Origin of the sequence: Stenotrophomonas sp. LM091 (assembly GCF_001806305.1) — a bacterium.
Taxonomy (GTDB): Bacteria; Pseudomonadota; Gammaproteobacteria; order Xanthomonadales; family Xanthomonadaceae; genus Stenotrophomonas; species Stenotrophomonas bentonitica_A.
Genome location: NZ_CP017483.1, coordinates 1126815 through 1141610, shown reverse-complemented (window position 1 = coordinate 1141610; position 14796 = coordinate 1126815). Strand labels below are relative to the sequence as shown.

The following is a 14796-nucleotide window of genomic DNA, read 5'->3' as shown; positions in this document are numbered from 1 at the left end:
TGTGCGCCGAGCTGCCGGGAGACCTGGCATGAGCACGCTGCGCGATGCCATGAGCCACGCTGCGCTGGGCTGGGTCAAGCCGGAGCTGGACGAGACCCTGCGCCAGGTGCGCAACGAGGTCGAGTACTACGTGGAAGACCCTGCCGACGGCAGCCGGATGCGCTTCTGCGCCGGCTACCTGCACCAGGTGCAGGGCACCCTGCGTATGGTCGAGCTGTACGCCCCGGCGATGGTGGCCGAGGAGCTGGAACAGCTGGCCCACGCGATCGGCGCCGGCGACGTACCCGACCGCGATGAAGCCTGCGCCACGCTGATGCGTGGCAGCGTGCTGCTGCCCGATTACCTGGAGCGCCTGCAGAACGGCCACCGCGACATCCCGATCGTGCTGCTGCCGCTGCTCAACGACATCCGCTCCGCACGCGCGGCACCGGGCATCAATGAGAGCGTGCTGTTCGCCTTCGCGCCGGACAGCGCGAGTGCCACCGAGGCCGAGCTGGACCACGCGCGTGGCAGCCTGAGCGGCCGCAACCGCGAGCTGCTCGATACGGTCGGCAACGCGGTCAAGGAAGAGCTGCTGCGGATCAAGGACGCGCTGGACCTGCACCTGCGTACCGGCGGCGAGCCGGTGCAATTGCAGACCCAGGTCAACGAGCTGGGCGCGGTCGCCGATACGCTGGGCATGATGGGCCTGGGCGTGGCCCGTGGCGTGGTCGTGCAGCAGCGCGATGCGCTGCGCGAGGTGGTCGAGGGCGTGCAGCAGATCGATGAAACGCTGTTGCTGGATATCGCCGGCGCGCTGCTGTACGTGGATGCCTCGCTGGACGACCAGGTCGCCCATCTGGGCGCCGGTGGCAGTGGCGAGGACGATCCCAGCGCGGTGGAGAACCGCCGCACGGTGGAAGTGCTGGCCCATGAAGCCATTGCCAACTTCGCCGCCGCGCGTGAGCATTTCGTCGCCTTCATCGAAACCAACTGGAATCACCAGCAGCTGCAGGAAGTGCCGCGCCTGCTCGGCGAGGTGTCCGGCGCGCTGCGCATGCTCGATCTGTCGGCCCCGGCCGACTACCTGCAGGGCGTGCGCCAGTACATCGCGGTGGAACTGCTCGGCAAGCAGCGCGTGCCCAGTGGGCGCCAGCTGGATACCCTGGCCGATGCCATGGCCAGCCTGGAGTACTACCTGGAAGCCCTGCGCGAACGCCGGCCGGGCCGCGACGACATCCTGGACATCACCCGCAACAGCCTGGAAACGCTGCGTTACTGGCCGCTGCCGGATGCGAACCAGCCAACCGCCGACACCGGCCCGGAATCGCTGCCGGTTGCGCCCGAACCCATCGAACTGACGCCGTGGGACGCGCCGGCCCCCGAGCCGATCGAGCTGGCGGTGACCGCCGAGGTACCGCGCCCGGCCAACCTGCCGCCGCCGCTGCCGGACTTCACCTTCGATGCGCCGCCGGCGGCCGCCGCGCCCGTGACACCGCCGCCGGTGGCGCTGGTGTTCGATGCCTCCACCGCGCCGGTCAGTGCCGATGCGCCGCAGTGGACGCTGGGCCAGCAGGACGACGCCGATGAAGGGCTGACGTTTGCCCATCTCGACCCGATCATTGCCGACCTGCCGCCCGGCGCTGCGTGGGGGTGGCCTCGCTGCCGCCCGCGCTGCAGGCCGATCGCATGGGCGACGACGTCGCCGATGCCCCGCTGGAGATGCCGGCCTTCGTGGCCACCGGCGCCGGGTTCGATCCGGTGGCCGCCGAGCACGAGCTGCTGGCGCTGAGCGACGAGCCGATCGAATTCACCTTCGATGACGGCCTGCGCAACGCCGATGACGTGCTCTCGCTGCAGGTCGATGACACTGACATCGATACTGCCACTGACACTGACACTGGCACTGGCATCGATACCGATACCGATACCGATACCGATACCGGTACTGATATCGACAGCGACAGCATTGATGCAGGGGCCGCGGCTTCGTCCAGCGTCACGCCGGGCGAGGTGGATGTGCAAGCGCTGCCGACGTTCCTGCAGGAGATTCCCGTCGCATCGGCGCAGGACAGCGCCGCGCCGCCGCTCGACCCGTTCGCCGACGATGTCGAAACGGCCGAGGCCGCAGCCGATGCAGCGCAGCCGAATGCCACGGTGCGCGATGCGGTGATCGGCCGTATCGAGCTGGACGATGCCGCTACCCGCTTCCTGGCCGAGCTGGATGCCGCCGCGGCGCAGTTCCGCCCGGAAGGCGCCGACGCCGAGACCGTGCCGACGGCCGCCGCAGCGGGGAGCCCGACGGTGGTCGCGTCCGCCGATGACATCAGCATCGAGGCGGGCTTCGAAGACGATGGCGAGAACATCGACCAGGACATCCGCGAGGTGTTCATCGAAGAGTTCGACGAAGAGCTGGTGAACCTGGGCAACCTGCTTCCGGCCTGGCGCGCCGCGCCGGACAACCTGGACCGCCTGCGCCCGATCCGTCGCGTGTTCCATACCCTCAAGGGCAGTGGCCGGCTGGTGGGTGCGCGCACCCTGGGCGAGTTCAGCTGGAAGATCGAGGGCATGCTCAACCGCGTGCTCGATGGCAGCCGCCCGGCCTCGCCGGCCGTGGTTGCGCTGGTCGGCCAGGCCTACGACGCGCTGCCGCAGCTCAATGCGGCACTGCGCGATGGCAGCCGTGTCACCGCCGATCTGCAGGCCATGCAGGCCATCGCCGATCGCGTGGCCGCGGGCGAAGAGACCTTCCACGTGCCGCTGCAGCGTGCGGTGAGCACCGCGGTGCCGACGGTCATGGAGACCGTTGCGGCCGAGGCTGCACCGGTGATCGAGAGTACGCCGGCCAACATCGACAGCGTGCTGCGCGAGATCCTGGAAGCCGAGGTCGAGGTGCACCAGGCGACGCTGCAGGCGTGGCTGGATGCGGCTGCCGATGCCCCGCAGCCGGTGACCGACGGCCTGCTGCGCGCCGTGCACACGATGAACGGTGCTTTCGCCATGACCGATGTGCCGGAGATCACGGCCGTCACCGGCGCGGCGGAAAGCTACCTCAAGCGTTCGCTTGCGGCCGATGCGCTGCCGGCTGCGGCAGGCATGGACGCGCTCGCCGAGACCTGCGCCGCCATCACCACCACCATGGCGGCCCTGCAGGACGAGGCCCCGCGGGTGCCCGTGCAGACCGCCTTGGCGGCCCGTCTGGTCGCCCTGGCCGATACGTTGCCCGAAGCGCGCTGGCCGGCCCTGGCCGAGGACGATCTGGACCTGGTGCACGACGAACTGCCCGTCCAGGCGGCTGACGCCGCCGGCACGGACGCATTGGACGAAGCGATCGACGCCGGCGAAACAGCTGAAGCGTATGCCGCCGAGCCTGGGCAGTTCGCCCCGGTCGCCGATGCGCAGACGGATGCGGTCGAAATGATTGGCGATGAGGTTGAGGACGATGCCGCACCGGTGTTGGCGCGCGCCGATGACACCACCGGCATCGACGAGCTGGAGGCAGAGATCGACGCCGATGGCCTGAGCGTGATCGGGTCCAGTCACGCGGTCGCGCCGGCCAACGACGATGATGCGCTCATCGCCATGGAGCTGACCGGCACGGACGACCTGTCCGCCTACTTCGACGCGGAACTGCCCGACAGCACGCATGCCGCCGATGCGCAGGCAGCATCCGATGCGGTGGCCGAGGACACCGATCCGGCCGGTATGCATGCGGGCCTGGAATCGGCCGAATTGACCTCGGCCGAGGATCTCTCGCGCTACTTCGATCAGCTCGCCGAGCCGACCCCCCCGGCAAGCCAGGACGACGCCGACACTGAAACCAGGGCCGACGCCGACGCTCCGGCCGACGCCCAGGCCGACACTCAGGCCGATCCGGCAGCGGCGCGCCCGGTCGGCCCCGACGGTCCGGCTGCCGACATCCCTGCCGATGCTCCTGTGCCGGGCAGCGTCTACGCGGCCTCCGTGGATGACGCGGCCAACGACAGCTGGAGCGATGGCGAGCAGGACAGCGAGCAGCACGGCGAGCAGAGCAGCGACGAGAGCAGCGACGAAGACAGCGACGAGGACGCGCAGGCACTGGCCGACGTCCTGCCACCGCCGCCGGCCTTTGGCGAGGTGGTGGACGCGCAGCAGGCGATGGACGACGGCCTGACCGTCGTCGATGCGCCGGATGCGCTGGACACCCGGGTGCTGGGTCTGGACGCCACCGACGAGAACACGGGTGAAGCCGACGCGTTCGCCGACGTGATCGAGACCACAGCGCCGGATACCTCGGCCGACGCGGCCACCCCGGCCCGCTTCTTCGAACTGGAAGACGCGCCTGCGGCCAGCCTCACCAACGATCCGGAACCGGCCGACGTCCTCGCGGCGGCATCGGCCGACAGCGACGACCTCGGGCCGGGCGATGCACTCGACTTCACCCAGCTCGACCAGGAGCTGGTCGATATCTTCGTGGAGGAGGGCAAGGACCTGCTTGACCACTGCGATGGTCTGATCAGCGAGCTGCGCGCTGCGCCCCAGGACCGCGACGTGATCGCTGGCCTGCAGCGCGATCTGCACACCCTGAAGGGTGGCGCGCGCATGGCCGGGATCAATCCCATCGGCGACCTGGGCCACGGCATCGAGTCGCTGCTGGAAGCCGTGGCAGCCAACCGCACCGATATCGATCGCAGCGACGTGCACCTGCTGGAGCGTGGATTCGATCGCCTGCACCAACTGCTGACCCGTACCGGGCAGCACCGCACCGTGGCCATGCCCGACGACCTGATTGCCGCCTTCGAGCAGCGCACCCAGGGCCGCATCGCGCCGGCGCCGGCCGACACCGCCAACGATGCGCTGCCCTCCGGCGATGCCAGGGTCGAGGCGGCGATCGCCGCGCTTGTCGCAGCGCCGCTGTCGGCACCGGTCCCGCTGGAAACCGTCAGCGAAGAGGATGGCCTGCCGCGGCCGCAGCAGGAACAGGTGCGCGTACGCGCCGATCTGCTCGACCGCCTGGTCAACCACGCCGGTGAAGTGGCGATCTACCGTTCGCGGCTGGAACAGCAGCTCGGGGCCTTCCGCGGCGCCATGGGCGAACTGGACCGCACCAATGCCCGTCTGCGCGATCAGCTGCGCCGGCTGGACCTGGAGACCGAAGCGCAGATCGTGGCCCGTTACCAGCGCGAACAGGACCAGGCCCACCACACGTTCGATCCGCTGGAACTGGACCGCTTCTCCACGCTGCAGCAGCTCAGCCGCGCGCTGAACGAGTCCGCGGCCGACTTGGGCGGCCTGCAGGGCGTGCTGGACGATCTGTCGCGCCAGTACGACGTGCTGCTCCAGCAGCAGTCGCGGGTCAGCTCGGAACTGCAGGACGGCCTGATGCGCGCGCGCATGGTGCCCTTCGATGGGCTGGTGCCGCGTCTGCGCCGGGTGGTTCGCCAGGCCGGACAGGACACCGGCAAGCAGGTTCACGTCACCCTGGAAGGGACCCACGGCGAACTGGACCGCAACGTGCTCGACCGCATGGTCGCGCCGCTGGAACACATGCTGCGCAACTCGGTGGCGCACGGTCTGGAAACTCCGGAACAGCGCCGTGCCGCCGGCAAGCCGGAAGAGGGCGAGATCGCCATCCGCCTGCGCCGTGAAGGCTCGGAAATCGTGCTGGAAGTGGCCGACGACGGCGCCGGCCTGGATCGCGGGGCGATCCGTCGCCGCGCCGAACAGCGTGGCCTGATCGCCGCCGATGCGGTACTGGGCGATGCCGAACTGGACGCGATGATCTTCTCGCCCGGCTTCAGCACCGCCGACCAGGTCAGCCAGCTGGCCGGCCGTGGCGTGGGCATGGACGTGGTCCACAATGAAGTGCGCCAGCTCGGCGGCTCGGTGGACATCCACTCGGTCAGCGGCCAGGGCGTGACGTTCACCCTGCGCCTGCCGCAGACGCTGGCGGTCACCCAGGCGGTGTTCGTACAGATCGGCGAGACCACCTTCGCGGTGCCGGTGGCCTCGGTCAGCGGTATCGGCCGGATCTCGCGCGAGCGTTTCGAAACCGCCAACGGCGGCTACCACTACGGTGGCGAGGAGTTCGCACTTCACGATCTGGGCACCCTGATCGGCCAGGCCCAGGCCCGTGCCGAAGGCCAGGCCCAGGTGCCGCTGCTGCTGGTCCGCGCCGGTGACCTGCGCGTGGCCGTGGCGATCGACCAGGTGCTGGGCAACCGCGAAATCGTGGTCAAGCCGGTCGGCCTGCAGATCGCCTCGGTACCGGGCATCTACGGTGCGACGATCACCGGCGATGGCCGCGTGGTCGTCATCCTGGACGTCGCGCCACTGGTGCGTCGTTACCTGGCCAATCCGCACAAGCCGATCACCGCCGCCGCCAAGGTCAGCGACCGCGATGTGCCGCTGGTGATGGTGGTCGACGATTCACTGACCATGCGCAAGGTCACCGGCCGCATCCTGGAGCGCCACAACTTCGAGGTCACGGTTGCCCGTGACGGCATCGAAGCACTGGAGCGGCTGGACGAGCGCGTGCCCGACCTGATGCTGCTGGATATCGAGATGCCGCGCATGGACGGCTACGAGCTGGCCAGTGTCATGCGCGCCGACCCACGCTACCAGGGCGTGCCGATCGTGATGATCACCTCGCGCAGCGGCGACAAGCACCGTCAGCGCGCCTTCGAACTCGGTGTCCAGCGCTACCTGGGCAAGCCGTACCAGGAGCTGGATCTGATGCGCAACGTGTATGACCTGCTGGGGATCGCCCGTGCACGCGAGTGATGTCCACGCCCTGTTGTCGGTGGCGCTGCTGGCCCGGTCCGGGCCGGCGCGTGAGCGGCTGCGCGAGGCGCTCGACCATGCCGGCGCCCGCGTGGTGCTGGAGGACGACCCCAACACGCTCGAGCTCCAGGCCCTGCGTGATGCCGACCCCGGCGCGGTGCTGATCGCGCTGGAGCCGGCGATCGAAGACGCACTGGAACGGCTGGAGCCGGTGCTGGGCTCGCCGTCACTGACCCTGATCTTCGACGAGGCCGAGCTGGCCGCGCGCCGCGAGGGCTGGGAAGCGCAGCGCTGGGCGCGGCATCTGGTGGCCAAGCTGCACGGTCACCAGGACGTGCTGCCGCCGGGCTCGGAACAGGACCAGCAACTGCAGCCCGAACCGGGCCTGCCGGTCACCCCGGCGCAGTTGCATGCCGATGCGCCGCTGGAGTTCCACCTGCGCGAAGCGGAGGATGCGGCGTCCGACGTGCCTGCCGATGGCCTGTACCAGGTGCCCGCGGAGCTGAGCGAGCCGGTGTCGCTGGAAGAGGCATTGGCCGCGCTGGAGGTGGACGATGCGGCGAGCAGTGCGCCGGTGGACCCGATCACCGCGATCGGGGACCACAGCCGCTGGTCGCTGGTCGAAGATGACGCCGTGGTCACGGGCTCACCATCGAGCAGCGACACGGGCCCGGCGCCGGAGCGCTTCGACATCGAACGTCTGTCGCTGGTCGAGCTCGAGCCCGAGCCGGGAGCCGCCGGTGGCTGCACGGGCGCGGTGCTGGTCCTGGCCGGGATCGGCGGGCCGGATGCATTGCGCCGCCTGCTGGCCGCGCTGCCCGAATCGCTGAGCACCGCGGTGCTGGTGCATATGCGCCTGGACGGGGGACGCTACGGCAATCTGGTCAAGCAGATGGCACGGGTGTCCGCCCTGCCGGTGCTGCTGGCCGAAGACGCCCAGCCGGTGGAAGCCGGGCAGGCCTACATCCTGCCCGATGACATCGGCATCGTCGTGCGCCAGGGCACGCTGCATTTCATCGCCGAGCCCACCGGCATCCAGATCGCGACACTGCCGGCCTTGCACAGCGGCGTGGTCCTGCTCAGCGGCGCCGATGCCGCCCAGGTGGACGCCGTGCTCGCCCTGGCGGCCGCCGGGGCCTGGGTGGGCGGTCAGATCGGCGAGGGCTGCTATGACCCGACGGCGGCCAGTACCGTGGTCGCTGCCGGCCAGCAGGCCGGTGAACCGCCGCAGCTGGCCGCCACCATCGCCGAACGCTGGGGCGTGGACGCGTAAGCGCGCCGACGCACCCTTGAAGGAATCTCCATGAGCTACGCCAGCAACGACGAAATCCGCGGTGTCCTGATCCAGGCCGGGCACGAACGCGTGCTGCTGCCCAATGCCACCGTCGCCGAAATGATGTCCAAGGTGCCGGTCGAAACCGTGCCCGACGCGCCGGCCTGGCTGGTCGGGCAGATCGCCTGGCACGGCTGGGACGTGCCGCTGCTGTCCTTTGCCCGGTTGTCCGGGCAGGGCGACGAGCCGGTGGTGACCAACAACAAGGTGGTCGTGCTCAAGGCACTGGGCGGCAATCCGCGCCGCCCGTACTTCGCCCTGCTGACCCAGACGTTCCCGCAGCTGATCGCGGTGCCGCGCGACGGCCTGCTCGCCGACGCGTCCGAAGAAACCCTGCCTCAGGGCGTGCACATGCGCGTGCTGCTGGGTGAGCAGAGTGCGCTGCTGCCGGACCTGGACGCCCTGGAAGCGGCGCTGGACGACGCTTTCCCGGTCGCGGGGTGAAGTGTCCCCGCGCCTGTCGGCGCGCTCCCTGGACTCAAGGGGGCAATCGCTCCCGATGAATCAAGGGGGCTGAGGCGTCAGGCAAGCGCGATCGTCAGCCCAGATCGCCCAGGCGTGCCTGCACCGCCGCAATCGCCGCCAGCCCTGCGGTCTCGGTACGCAGCACGCGCGGGCCCAACTGCAATCCCTGGAAGCCCGCCGCGGCCAGCGCCTGGCGGTCGCGCGGCGACCAGCCGCCTTCCGGGCCGATCGCGATCACCACGCCGCCCGGTGCGGCCGAGAGCGTCGACAAGCGATGCTCGCCCTGTGGATCCAGGGTCAGCTTCAACGCCTCGGCCGGCATCGCGTTGGCGGCGTCCTGCAGCGATCGCGGCGCGACCACGCTTGGCACGCGCGCGCGGCCGGATTGGCCACAGGCCGAGACCACCACGCTGTGCCAGTGCGCCAGGCGCTTCTCGGCGCGGGCCGCGTCAAGCTTCACTTCCGTGCGCTCGGCATTGACCGGCACGAAGGCCTGCACGCCCAGTTCGGTGGCCTTCTGCAGGATCAGGTCCATCTTCTCGCCACGGGCGATGCCCTGCAGCAGGGTGATGTGCAACGGCGATTCGTTGTCCAGCGCGGTGGCGGCCTCGATGCGCACCTGCGCATCGCGCTTGCCCACCACCACCAGGGTCGCGCTGTAGTCCTGGCCATCGCCGTTGAACAGCACGCAGCCATCGCCTTCGCGCAGGCGCATCACGCGGACCAGATGGTTGGCCGCATCCTCGGGCAGCGACAGGGTCTGGCCGACAGTCAGCGGATGATCGATGTAGCTCCGGGTCACGCGCATGCGACGGCCTCGTCGATGGCAGCCAGGGTGGTCAGTGCAAGCAGATCCAGATGGTCGTCCTCCACGCAGTACGGCGGCATCCAATACAGCACATTGCCCAGTGGGCGCAGCACCACGCCGCGCTTGAGCGCGGCCTTGTAGGCGTGCAGCCCGATTCTGGCCTCGGCCGGGAACGGCGTACGCTTGTCGCCGTTGCGGGTCAGTTCGAACGCCACCACCATCCCGGCCTGGCGCACATCGGCGACATGCGCGTGGTCGGCGAACGGTGCGGCCAGGGTGCGCATCACTTCAGCGGTGCTGCGGTTGCGGGCGATCACGTCCTCGTCGGCGAAGATGTCCAGCGTCGCCAGCGCAGCGGCGCAGGCCAGCGGATTGCCGGTGTAACTGTGCGAATGCAGGAACGCGCGCTCGCGCGAATCGTCCAGGAAGGCGTCGTACAGCGCCTGCGTGGCCAGCACCGCCGAGAGTGGCAGGAAGCCGCCGGTCAGGCCCTTGGACAGGCACAGCAGGTCGGGCATCACCCCGGCCTGTTCGCAGGCGAACATCGTGCCGGTGCGGCCGAAACCGGTGGCGATTTCATCGGCGATCAGGAACGCACCGTTGGCATCGCACAACGCACGCGCACGCTGCAGATAGACCGGGTCATGCATGCGCATGCCGCCGGCGCACTGCAGGCGCGGCTCCAGGATCACCGCGCAGATCTCGCCCGGGTGCTGGTCGAACAGCGTGGCCAGCGCATCGGCCGCCTGGTGCGCACGCTGCGCCGCGCTCTGGCCGGGTTCGGCCAGGTAGGCGTCGGGCGAGGGCGCGAACAGTGCCTCGGTCAGCAGCGGCGCGTATACCCGCCGGTACAGCGGGATGTCGCCGACCGACAGCGCACCCAGGGTTTCGCCGTGGTAGCCGTTCTCCAATGCCACGAAGCGCGTGCGGTGGTTCTCCCCGCGGTTGCGGAAATAGTGGAAGGCCATCTTCAGCGCCACTTCCACCCCGGCCGAACCGTTGTCGGCATAGAACACCTTGGCCAGCGGATCACGCCCGGCCTGGCGTGGCGCGATCGCCAGCAGGCGCTCGGCCAGCCGCACCGCCGGCGCATGGCTGAAGCCGGCCAGCATCACCTGTTCCAGCTGCGTGGCCTGCTGGGCGATGGCCGCGCCGATGCGCGGCTGCGCATGGCCGAACAGATTGGTCCACCAACTGCTCACCGCGTCCAGATAGCGATGGCCGTCGTGGTCGATCAACCACGGGCCTTCGCCACGGGCGATCGGCAGCAGGGGCAGGGTGTCGGGGTGCTCGCGCATCTGCGTGCACGGGTGCCACAGCACGGCCAGATCGCGTTGCCGCCACTGATCGGCCAGCGTGAGGGGGGCTGGGTCTGCTAGCATTTCGGGCTCATGAACACGTTTTCACCAGTACCCATTCTAGAGATGCTCGCATGAGCCGTCGCCTGCCCATCATCCACCAGATCACGGACGAGGAAAGCGGGCCGTTCCAGCGCCAGCATCTGGATCTGGAATTCTCCAATGGCGAACGCCGCCGCTTCGAACGGCTGGTGACCCGCGGCCATGGCGCCGTGGTGGTGGTGCCGATGCTCGACGACGAGACCGTGCTGCTGGTGCGTGAATACGCCGCCGGCATGCATCGCTACGAGCTGGGCCTGGTGAAAGGGCGCATCGATGCCGGCGAGACGCCCGAACAGGCGGCCGACCGCGAATTGAAGGAGGAGGCCGGCTACGGTGCCCGTCGGGTCGATGTGCTGCGCGCAATGACCCTGGCGCCGACCTACATGAGCCACCAGTCGTGGCTGGTGGTGGCGCGCGATCTATACCCCGAGCGCCTGGCCGGCGACGAGCCGGAGGAACTGGACGTCGTGCCGTGGAAGCTGGCCGACCTGGACCAGCTGATGCTGCGCGAGGACTTCTCCGAGGGCCGATCGCTGGCGGCGCTGTTCATCGCGCGCGAGTGGCTGGGACGGAAGGAATGATCAAACTCACGACGGATCTGCGCGAAACCGTCATCGCCATCGCCCAGGACGCGGCCGCTGCCATCATGGCCGTCTACGCCACCCCGTTCGATGTGGAGATCAAGTCCGACCACAGCCCGGTCACCGCCGCCGACCTCGGCGCCAACCAGGTGATCGAGCGCGGGCTGGCGCAGCTGACCCCGGACCTGCCGATCCTGTCTGAAGAATCGGCGCAGGTACCGTGGGAGGTCCGCCAGCACTGGGGGGCGTACTGGCTGGTCGATCCGCTCGACGGCACCCGCGAATTCGTCAAGCGCAACGACGAGTTCAGCGTCAACATCGCGCTGATCTACCAGGGCGCACCGGCCTTCGGCGTGGTGCTGGCCCCGGCCACCGGCCAGGTCTGGCACGCCATGCGCGGCGAGCTGGCCTATCGCCGCGACGGCATGCGCGATTCGGTACTGCGCACCCGCACGCCGGCCTCGGCGCCGCTGCGGGTCGCCGCCAGCCGCTCGCATCGCAGCGAGCAGACCCAGGCGCTGCTGGACCGCATGGGCGATATCGAGGTGCTCGCACAGGGCTCCTCGCTCAAATTCTGCCGGCTGGCCGAGGGCACGCTGGACGTCTACCCGCGTCTGGGCCCGACGTCCGAATGGGACACCGCCGCCGGTCAGTGCGTACTGCATGCCGCCGGTGGCGCGGTGCTCTCGGCCGAGACCGGCAAGCCGTTCCGCTACAACCGCCGCGAGACCCTCTTGAACGGTGACTTCATCGCGCTGGGCGATACCCGCCTGCCGTGGCGCGAGTGGCTGCCCGCCTGACCTGACTGGAGCAACGATGCCTGCCACCCCCGAACTGGACCGCCTGCTGGGCATCATGGCGCGCCTGCGCGACCCGCAGCAGGGCTGCCCCTGGGACCTGCAGCAGGATTTCGCCAGCATCGCCCCGTACACCATCGAGGAAGCCTACGAGGTCGCCGATGCGATCGACCGGGGTGACCTGGATGACCTGAAGGATGAACTCGGCGACCTGCTGCTCCAGGTGGTCTTCCATGCGCAGATGGCGCAGGAGCAGGGCGCGTTCGGGTTTGCCGACGTCGCCCGCGCGATCAGCGACAAGATGGAGCGTCGCCACCCGCATGTGTTCTCCCAGGTCCAGGTGAACGGTGCGGAGGACGTCAACAGCAACTGGGAGGCGATCAAACGCGCCGAGCGCGCCGCCAAGGGCCAGACCGATACCTCGGCGCTGGCCGGGATCTCGCGCGGCCTGCCGGAATGGCAGCGGGCGGTGAAGCTGCAGGCGCGCGCGGCGCGGGTGGGTTTCGACTGGCCGGGCCCGGCGCCGGTGATGGATAAAGTACGCGAGGAACTGGACGAGGTCGCCGCTGAATTCGCGCGCGGCCCGGTCGAGGAAAACCACGCGCGCCTGCAGGAAGAACTCGGCGACCTGCTGTTCGTCTGTGCCAATCTGGCCCGCCACGCCAAGGTCGATGTCGGCGCCGCACTGCGCCAGGCCAACCAGAAGTTCGAGCGCCGCTTCCGCGCGATGGAAGCCCAGGCCCACGCAGCCGGGCAGACCATGGCCGCGCTCGATCTGGACGCGCAGGAAGCCCTCTGGCAGCAGGCCAAGGCGGACGAGCCCAAGCCGTGAAAACGCTGCTGCTGTTCGTGCTGACCGCCGTGGCCGAGATTGTCGGGTGTTACCTGCCCTGGCTGTGGCTGCGCAGGGAGGGCAGCGCGTGGCTGCTGTTGCCGGCCGCTGCCAGCCTGGCAGTGTTCGCCTGGCTGCTGACCCTGCACCCGGCCGCCAGCGGCCGTGTCTATGCGGCCTATGGCGGGGTCTACATCGGCACCGCGCTGATGTGGTTGTGGCTGGTGGACGGCATCCGCCCCAGCCGCTGGGACCTGCTGGGCGTCGGCCTGTGCCTGGCCGGGATGATGGTGATCATGTTCGCCCCGCGCAGCGCCTGATCCCGACCTGCGGCGCGTCAGGCACCCCGATGCGGGCGTGAAGGCAGCGTGGCTATACTCGGTGCTACGAATCCGGGGAAAGGGAGTGACCTGATGTTTCCGACCATGCTGTTCTCGCTTGTGCTGGCCTTCGTGGCCGTTGTCATCCTGTTCAAGGCCGTGCGCATGGTGCCGCAGGGCTACGAATGGACCGTGGAGCGCTTCGGCCGCTACACCCACACCATGTCGCCGGGCCTGCATTTCCTGATCCCGATCGTCTACGGCGTGGGGCGCAAGGTGAACATGATGGAGCAGGTGCTGGATGTGCCCAGCCAGGAAGTGATCACCAAGGACAACGCTGCCGTGCGCGTGGATGGCGTGGTGTTCTTCCAGGTGCTCGATGCCGCCAAGGCCGCCTACGAGGTCGCCAACCTGGAAGTGGCGATGATCGCCCTGGTGCAGACCAACATCCGTACCGTGATCGGCTCGATGGACCTGGATGAATCGCTCAGCCAGCGCGAAGTGATCAACGCCCAGCTGCTGAGCGTGGTCGACCATGCCACCAACCCGTGGGGCGTGAAGGTCAACCGCATCGAAATCCGCGACATCCAGCCGCCGCGCGACCTGCTTGATGCGATGGCGCGGCAGATGAAGGCCGAACGCGAGAAGCGCGCGCAGATCCTGGAAGCCGAGGGCTCGCGCCAGTCCGAGATCCTGCGCGCCGAGGGCGAAAAGCAGGCCACGGTGCTCGAGGCCGAGGGACGCAAGGAGGCCGCCTTCCGCGACGCTGAAGCGCGCGAACGCCTGGCCGAGGCCGAAGCCAAGGCCACCACGATGGTGTCCGAGGCGATCGCCCAGGGCGACGTGCAGGCGATCAACTACTTCATCGCGCAGAAGTACGTGGAAGCATTCAAGGAACTGGCGACCTCGCCGAACCAGAAGCTGGTGCTGATGCCGATGGAGGCCAGCGGGGTGATCGGCTCGATCGCCGGCGTCGCCGAGCTGGCACGCGAAGCGTTCGCCAAGCAGGAAGAGAAGAAAACCACGCGCGGCGTCCCGCCGCGGATCGGAGGCTGACATGCGCTGGGAAGTGGTGGCCTGGGGCGCGCTGGCACTGGTGCTGTTCGCCGCCGAGGCGCTCGCGCCCGGTGCCTTCATGTTGTGGATCGGGATCGGTGCGGCTGCGGTGTTCGTGCTGGTGGCGGTGTTCGCCGAGATCCCGCTGCTGTGGCAGGTGGTCGCGTTCGTGGTGCTCAGCGTGGTCTCGATCCAGTGCTACCGCCGCTGGGGCCGGTCGCACGATCGCCGGAGCGACCAGCCGCTGTTGAACCGCCGCGCCGAACAGCTGATCGGGCGGGTGGTCGTGCTCGACCAGGCCATCACCGCCGGCAAGGGCCGGGCCAAGGTGGACGATGCCTTCTGGGTTGTCGCAGGTCCCGACCTGCCCGCCGGCAGCCCGGTACGGGTGGTGGCGGTGGAAGGGATGACGCTGAAGGTGCAGCAGGCCTGATCCGCGGTTTTCCCGCACCGCCGCAGGCGT

10 protein-coding genes and 1 pseudogene are annotated in these 14796 nt (G+C 69.2%); 9 read left to right on the top strand and 2 right to left on the bottom strand.

What is annotated here, in order from left to right:
• Positions 1-28: 28 nt before the first annotated feature.
• The 3 genes and pseudogenes from BIZ42_RS05040 to BIZ42_RS05030 all read left to right on the top strand — a co-directional run bounded on the left by BIZ42_RS05040 (position 29) and on the right by BIZ42_RS05030 (position 8518).
• A pseudogene (locus tag BIZ42_RS05040) lies at positions 29-6741 on the top strand (Hpt domain-containing protein).
• Complete coding sequence (locus tag BIZ42_RS05035; protein WP_070425749.1) at positions 6707-8014, top strand: chemotaxis protein CheB; 1308 nt, start codon at positions 6707-6709, stop codon at positions 8012-8014. Before BIZ42_RS05040 ends, BIZ42_RS05035 begins: the two are co-directional and overlap by 35 nt.
• A gap of 30 nt (positions 8015-8044) precedes the next feature.
• Positions 8045-8518, top strand: a complete 474-nt coding sequence (locus tag BIZ42_RS05030) for a chemotaxis protein CheW (RefSeq protein WP_070425748.1) — start codon at positions 8045-8047, stop codon at positions 8516-8518.
• 94 nt (positions 8519-8612) lie between these two features.
• Here BIZ42_RS05030 and BIZ42_RS05025 read toward each other — a convergent pair whose 3' ends face one another.
• The gene (locus BIZ42_RS05025) at positions 8613-9347 is read right to left on the bottom strand and encodes a 16S rRNA (uracil(1498)-N(3))-methyltransferase (protein ID WP_070425747.1); all 735 of its coding nucleotides are present in this window, start codon (positions 9345-9347) and stop codon (positions 8613-8615) included.
• The gene (bioA, locus tag BIZ42_RS05020; protein ID WP_070425746.1) at positions 9338-10729 is read right to left on the bottom strand and encodes an adenosylmethionine--8-amino-7-oxononanoate transaminase; all 1392 of its coding nucleotides are present in this window, start codon (positions 10727-10729) and stop codon (positions 9338-9340) included. Before bioA ends, BIZ42_RS05025 begins: the two co-directional genes overlap by 10 nt.
• 50 nt (positions 10730-10779) lie before the next feature.
• On the opposite strand from bioA, the gene nudE reads away from it, so the two are divergent.
• From nudE to BIZ42_RS04990, 6 genes are all read left to right on the top strand, one after another.
• Positions 10780-11328, top strand: coding sequence for an ADP compounds hydrolase NudE (gene nudE / locus BIZ42_RS05015; RefSeq protein WP_070425745.1), 549 nt, complete (start codon positions 10780-10782; stop codon positions 11326-11328).
• Entirely contained in the window at positions 11325-12128 is an 804-nt protein-coding gene (gene cysQ / locus BIZ42_RS05010) for a 3'(2'),5'-bisphosphate nucleotidase CysQ (RefSeq protein ID WP_070425744.1), read from the top strand. The genes nudE and cysQ overlap by 4 nt, the downstream gene beginning before the upstream one ends.
• Positions 12129-12144: 16 nt before the next feature.
• Entirely contained in the window at positions 12145-12957 is an 813-nt protein-coding gene (gene mazG / locus BIZ42_RS05005) for a nucleoside triphosphate pyrophosphohydrolase (protein ID WP_070425743.1), read from the top strand.
• Positions 12954-13277, top strand: coding sequence for a YnfA family protein (locus BIZ42_RS05000; RefSeq protein ID WP_070425742.1), 324 nt, complete (start codon positions 12954-12956; stop codon positions 13275-13277). Before mazG ends, BIZ42_RS05000 begins: the two co-directional genes overlap by 4 nt.
• Before the next feature lie 93 nt (positions 13278-13370).
• Positions 13371-14333: an SPFH domain-containing protein gene (locus BIZ42_RS04995; protein ID WP_070425741.1), complete on the top strand. Its 963-nt coding sequence runs from the start codon at positions 13371-13373 to the stop codon at positions 14331-14333.
• A gap of 1 nt (position 14334) precedes the next feature.
• Positions 14335-14766 (top strand): NfeD family protein, encoded by a 432-nt coding sequence (locus BIZ42_RS04990; protein ID WP_070425740.1) that lies wholly within the window; start codon positions 14335-14337, stop codon positions 14764-14766.
• The last annotated feature ends 30 nt before the right edge of the window (positions 14767-14796 follow it).

Coding starts and splice junctions, on each gene's coding strand:
- BIZ42_RS05030 (WP_070425748.1), top strand. CDS start 8,045: ATGAGCTACGCCAGCAACGACGAAATCCGCGGTGTCCTGATCCAGGCC.
- nudE (WP_070425745.1), top strand. CDS start 10,780: ATGAGCCGTCGCCTGCCCATCATCCACCAGATCACGGACGAGGAAAGC.
- mazG (WP_070425743.1), top strand. CDS start 12,145: ATGCCTGCCACCCCCGAACTGGACCGCCTGCTGGGCATCATGGCGCGC.
- BIZ42_RS04995 (WP_070425741.1), top strand. CDS start 13,371: ATGTTTCCGACCATGCTGTTCTCGCTTGTGCTGGCCTTCGTGGCCGTT.
- BIZ42_RS04990 (WP_070425740.1), top strand. CDS start 14,335: ATGCGCTGGGAAGTGGTGGCCTGGGGCGCGCTGGCACTGGTGCTGTTC.
- cysQ (WP_070425744.1), top strand. CDS start 11,325: ATGATCAAACTCACGACGGATCTGCGCGAAACCGTCATCGCCATCGCC.
- BIZ42_RS05035 (WP_070425749.1), top strand. CDS start 6,707: ATGACCTGCTGGGGATCGCCCGTGCACGCGAGTGATGTCCACGCCCTG.
- BIZ42_RS05025 (WP_070425747.1), bottom strand. CDS start 9,347: ATGCGCGTGACCCGGAGCTACATCGATCATCCGCTGACTGTCGGCCAG.
- bioA (WP_070425746.1), bottom strand. CDS start 10,729: ATGCTAGCAGACCCAGCCCCCCTCACGCTGGCCGATCAGTGGCGGCAA.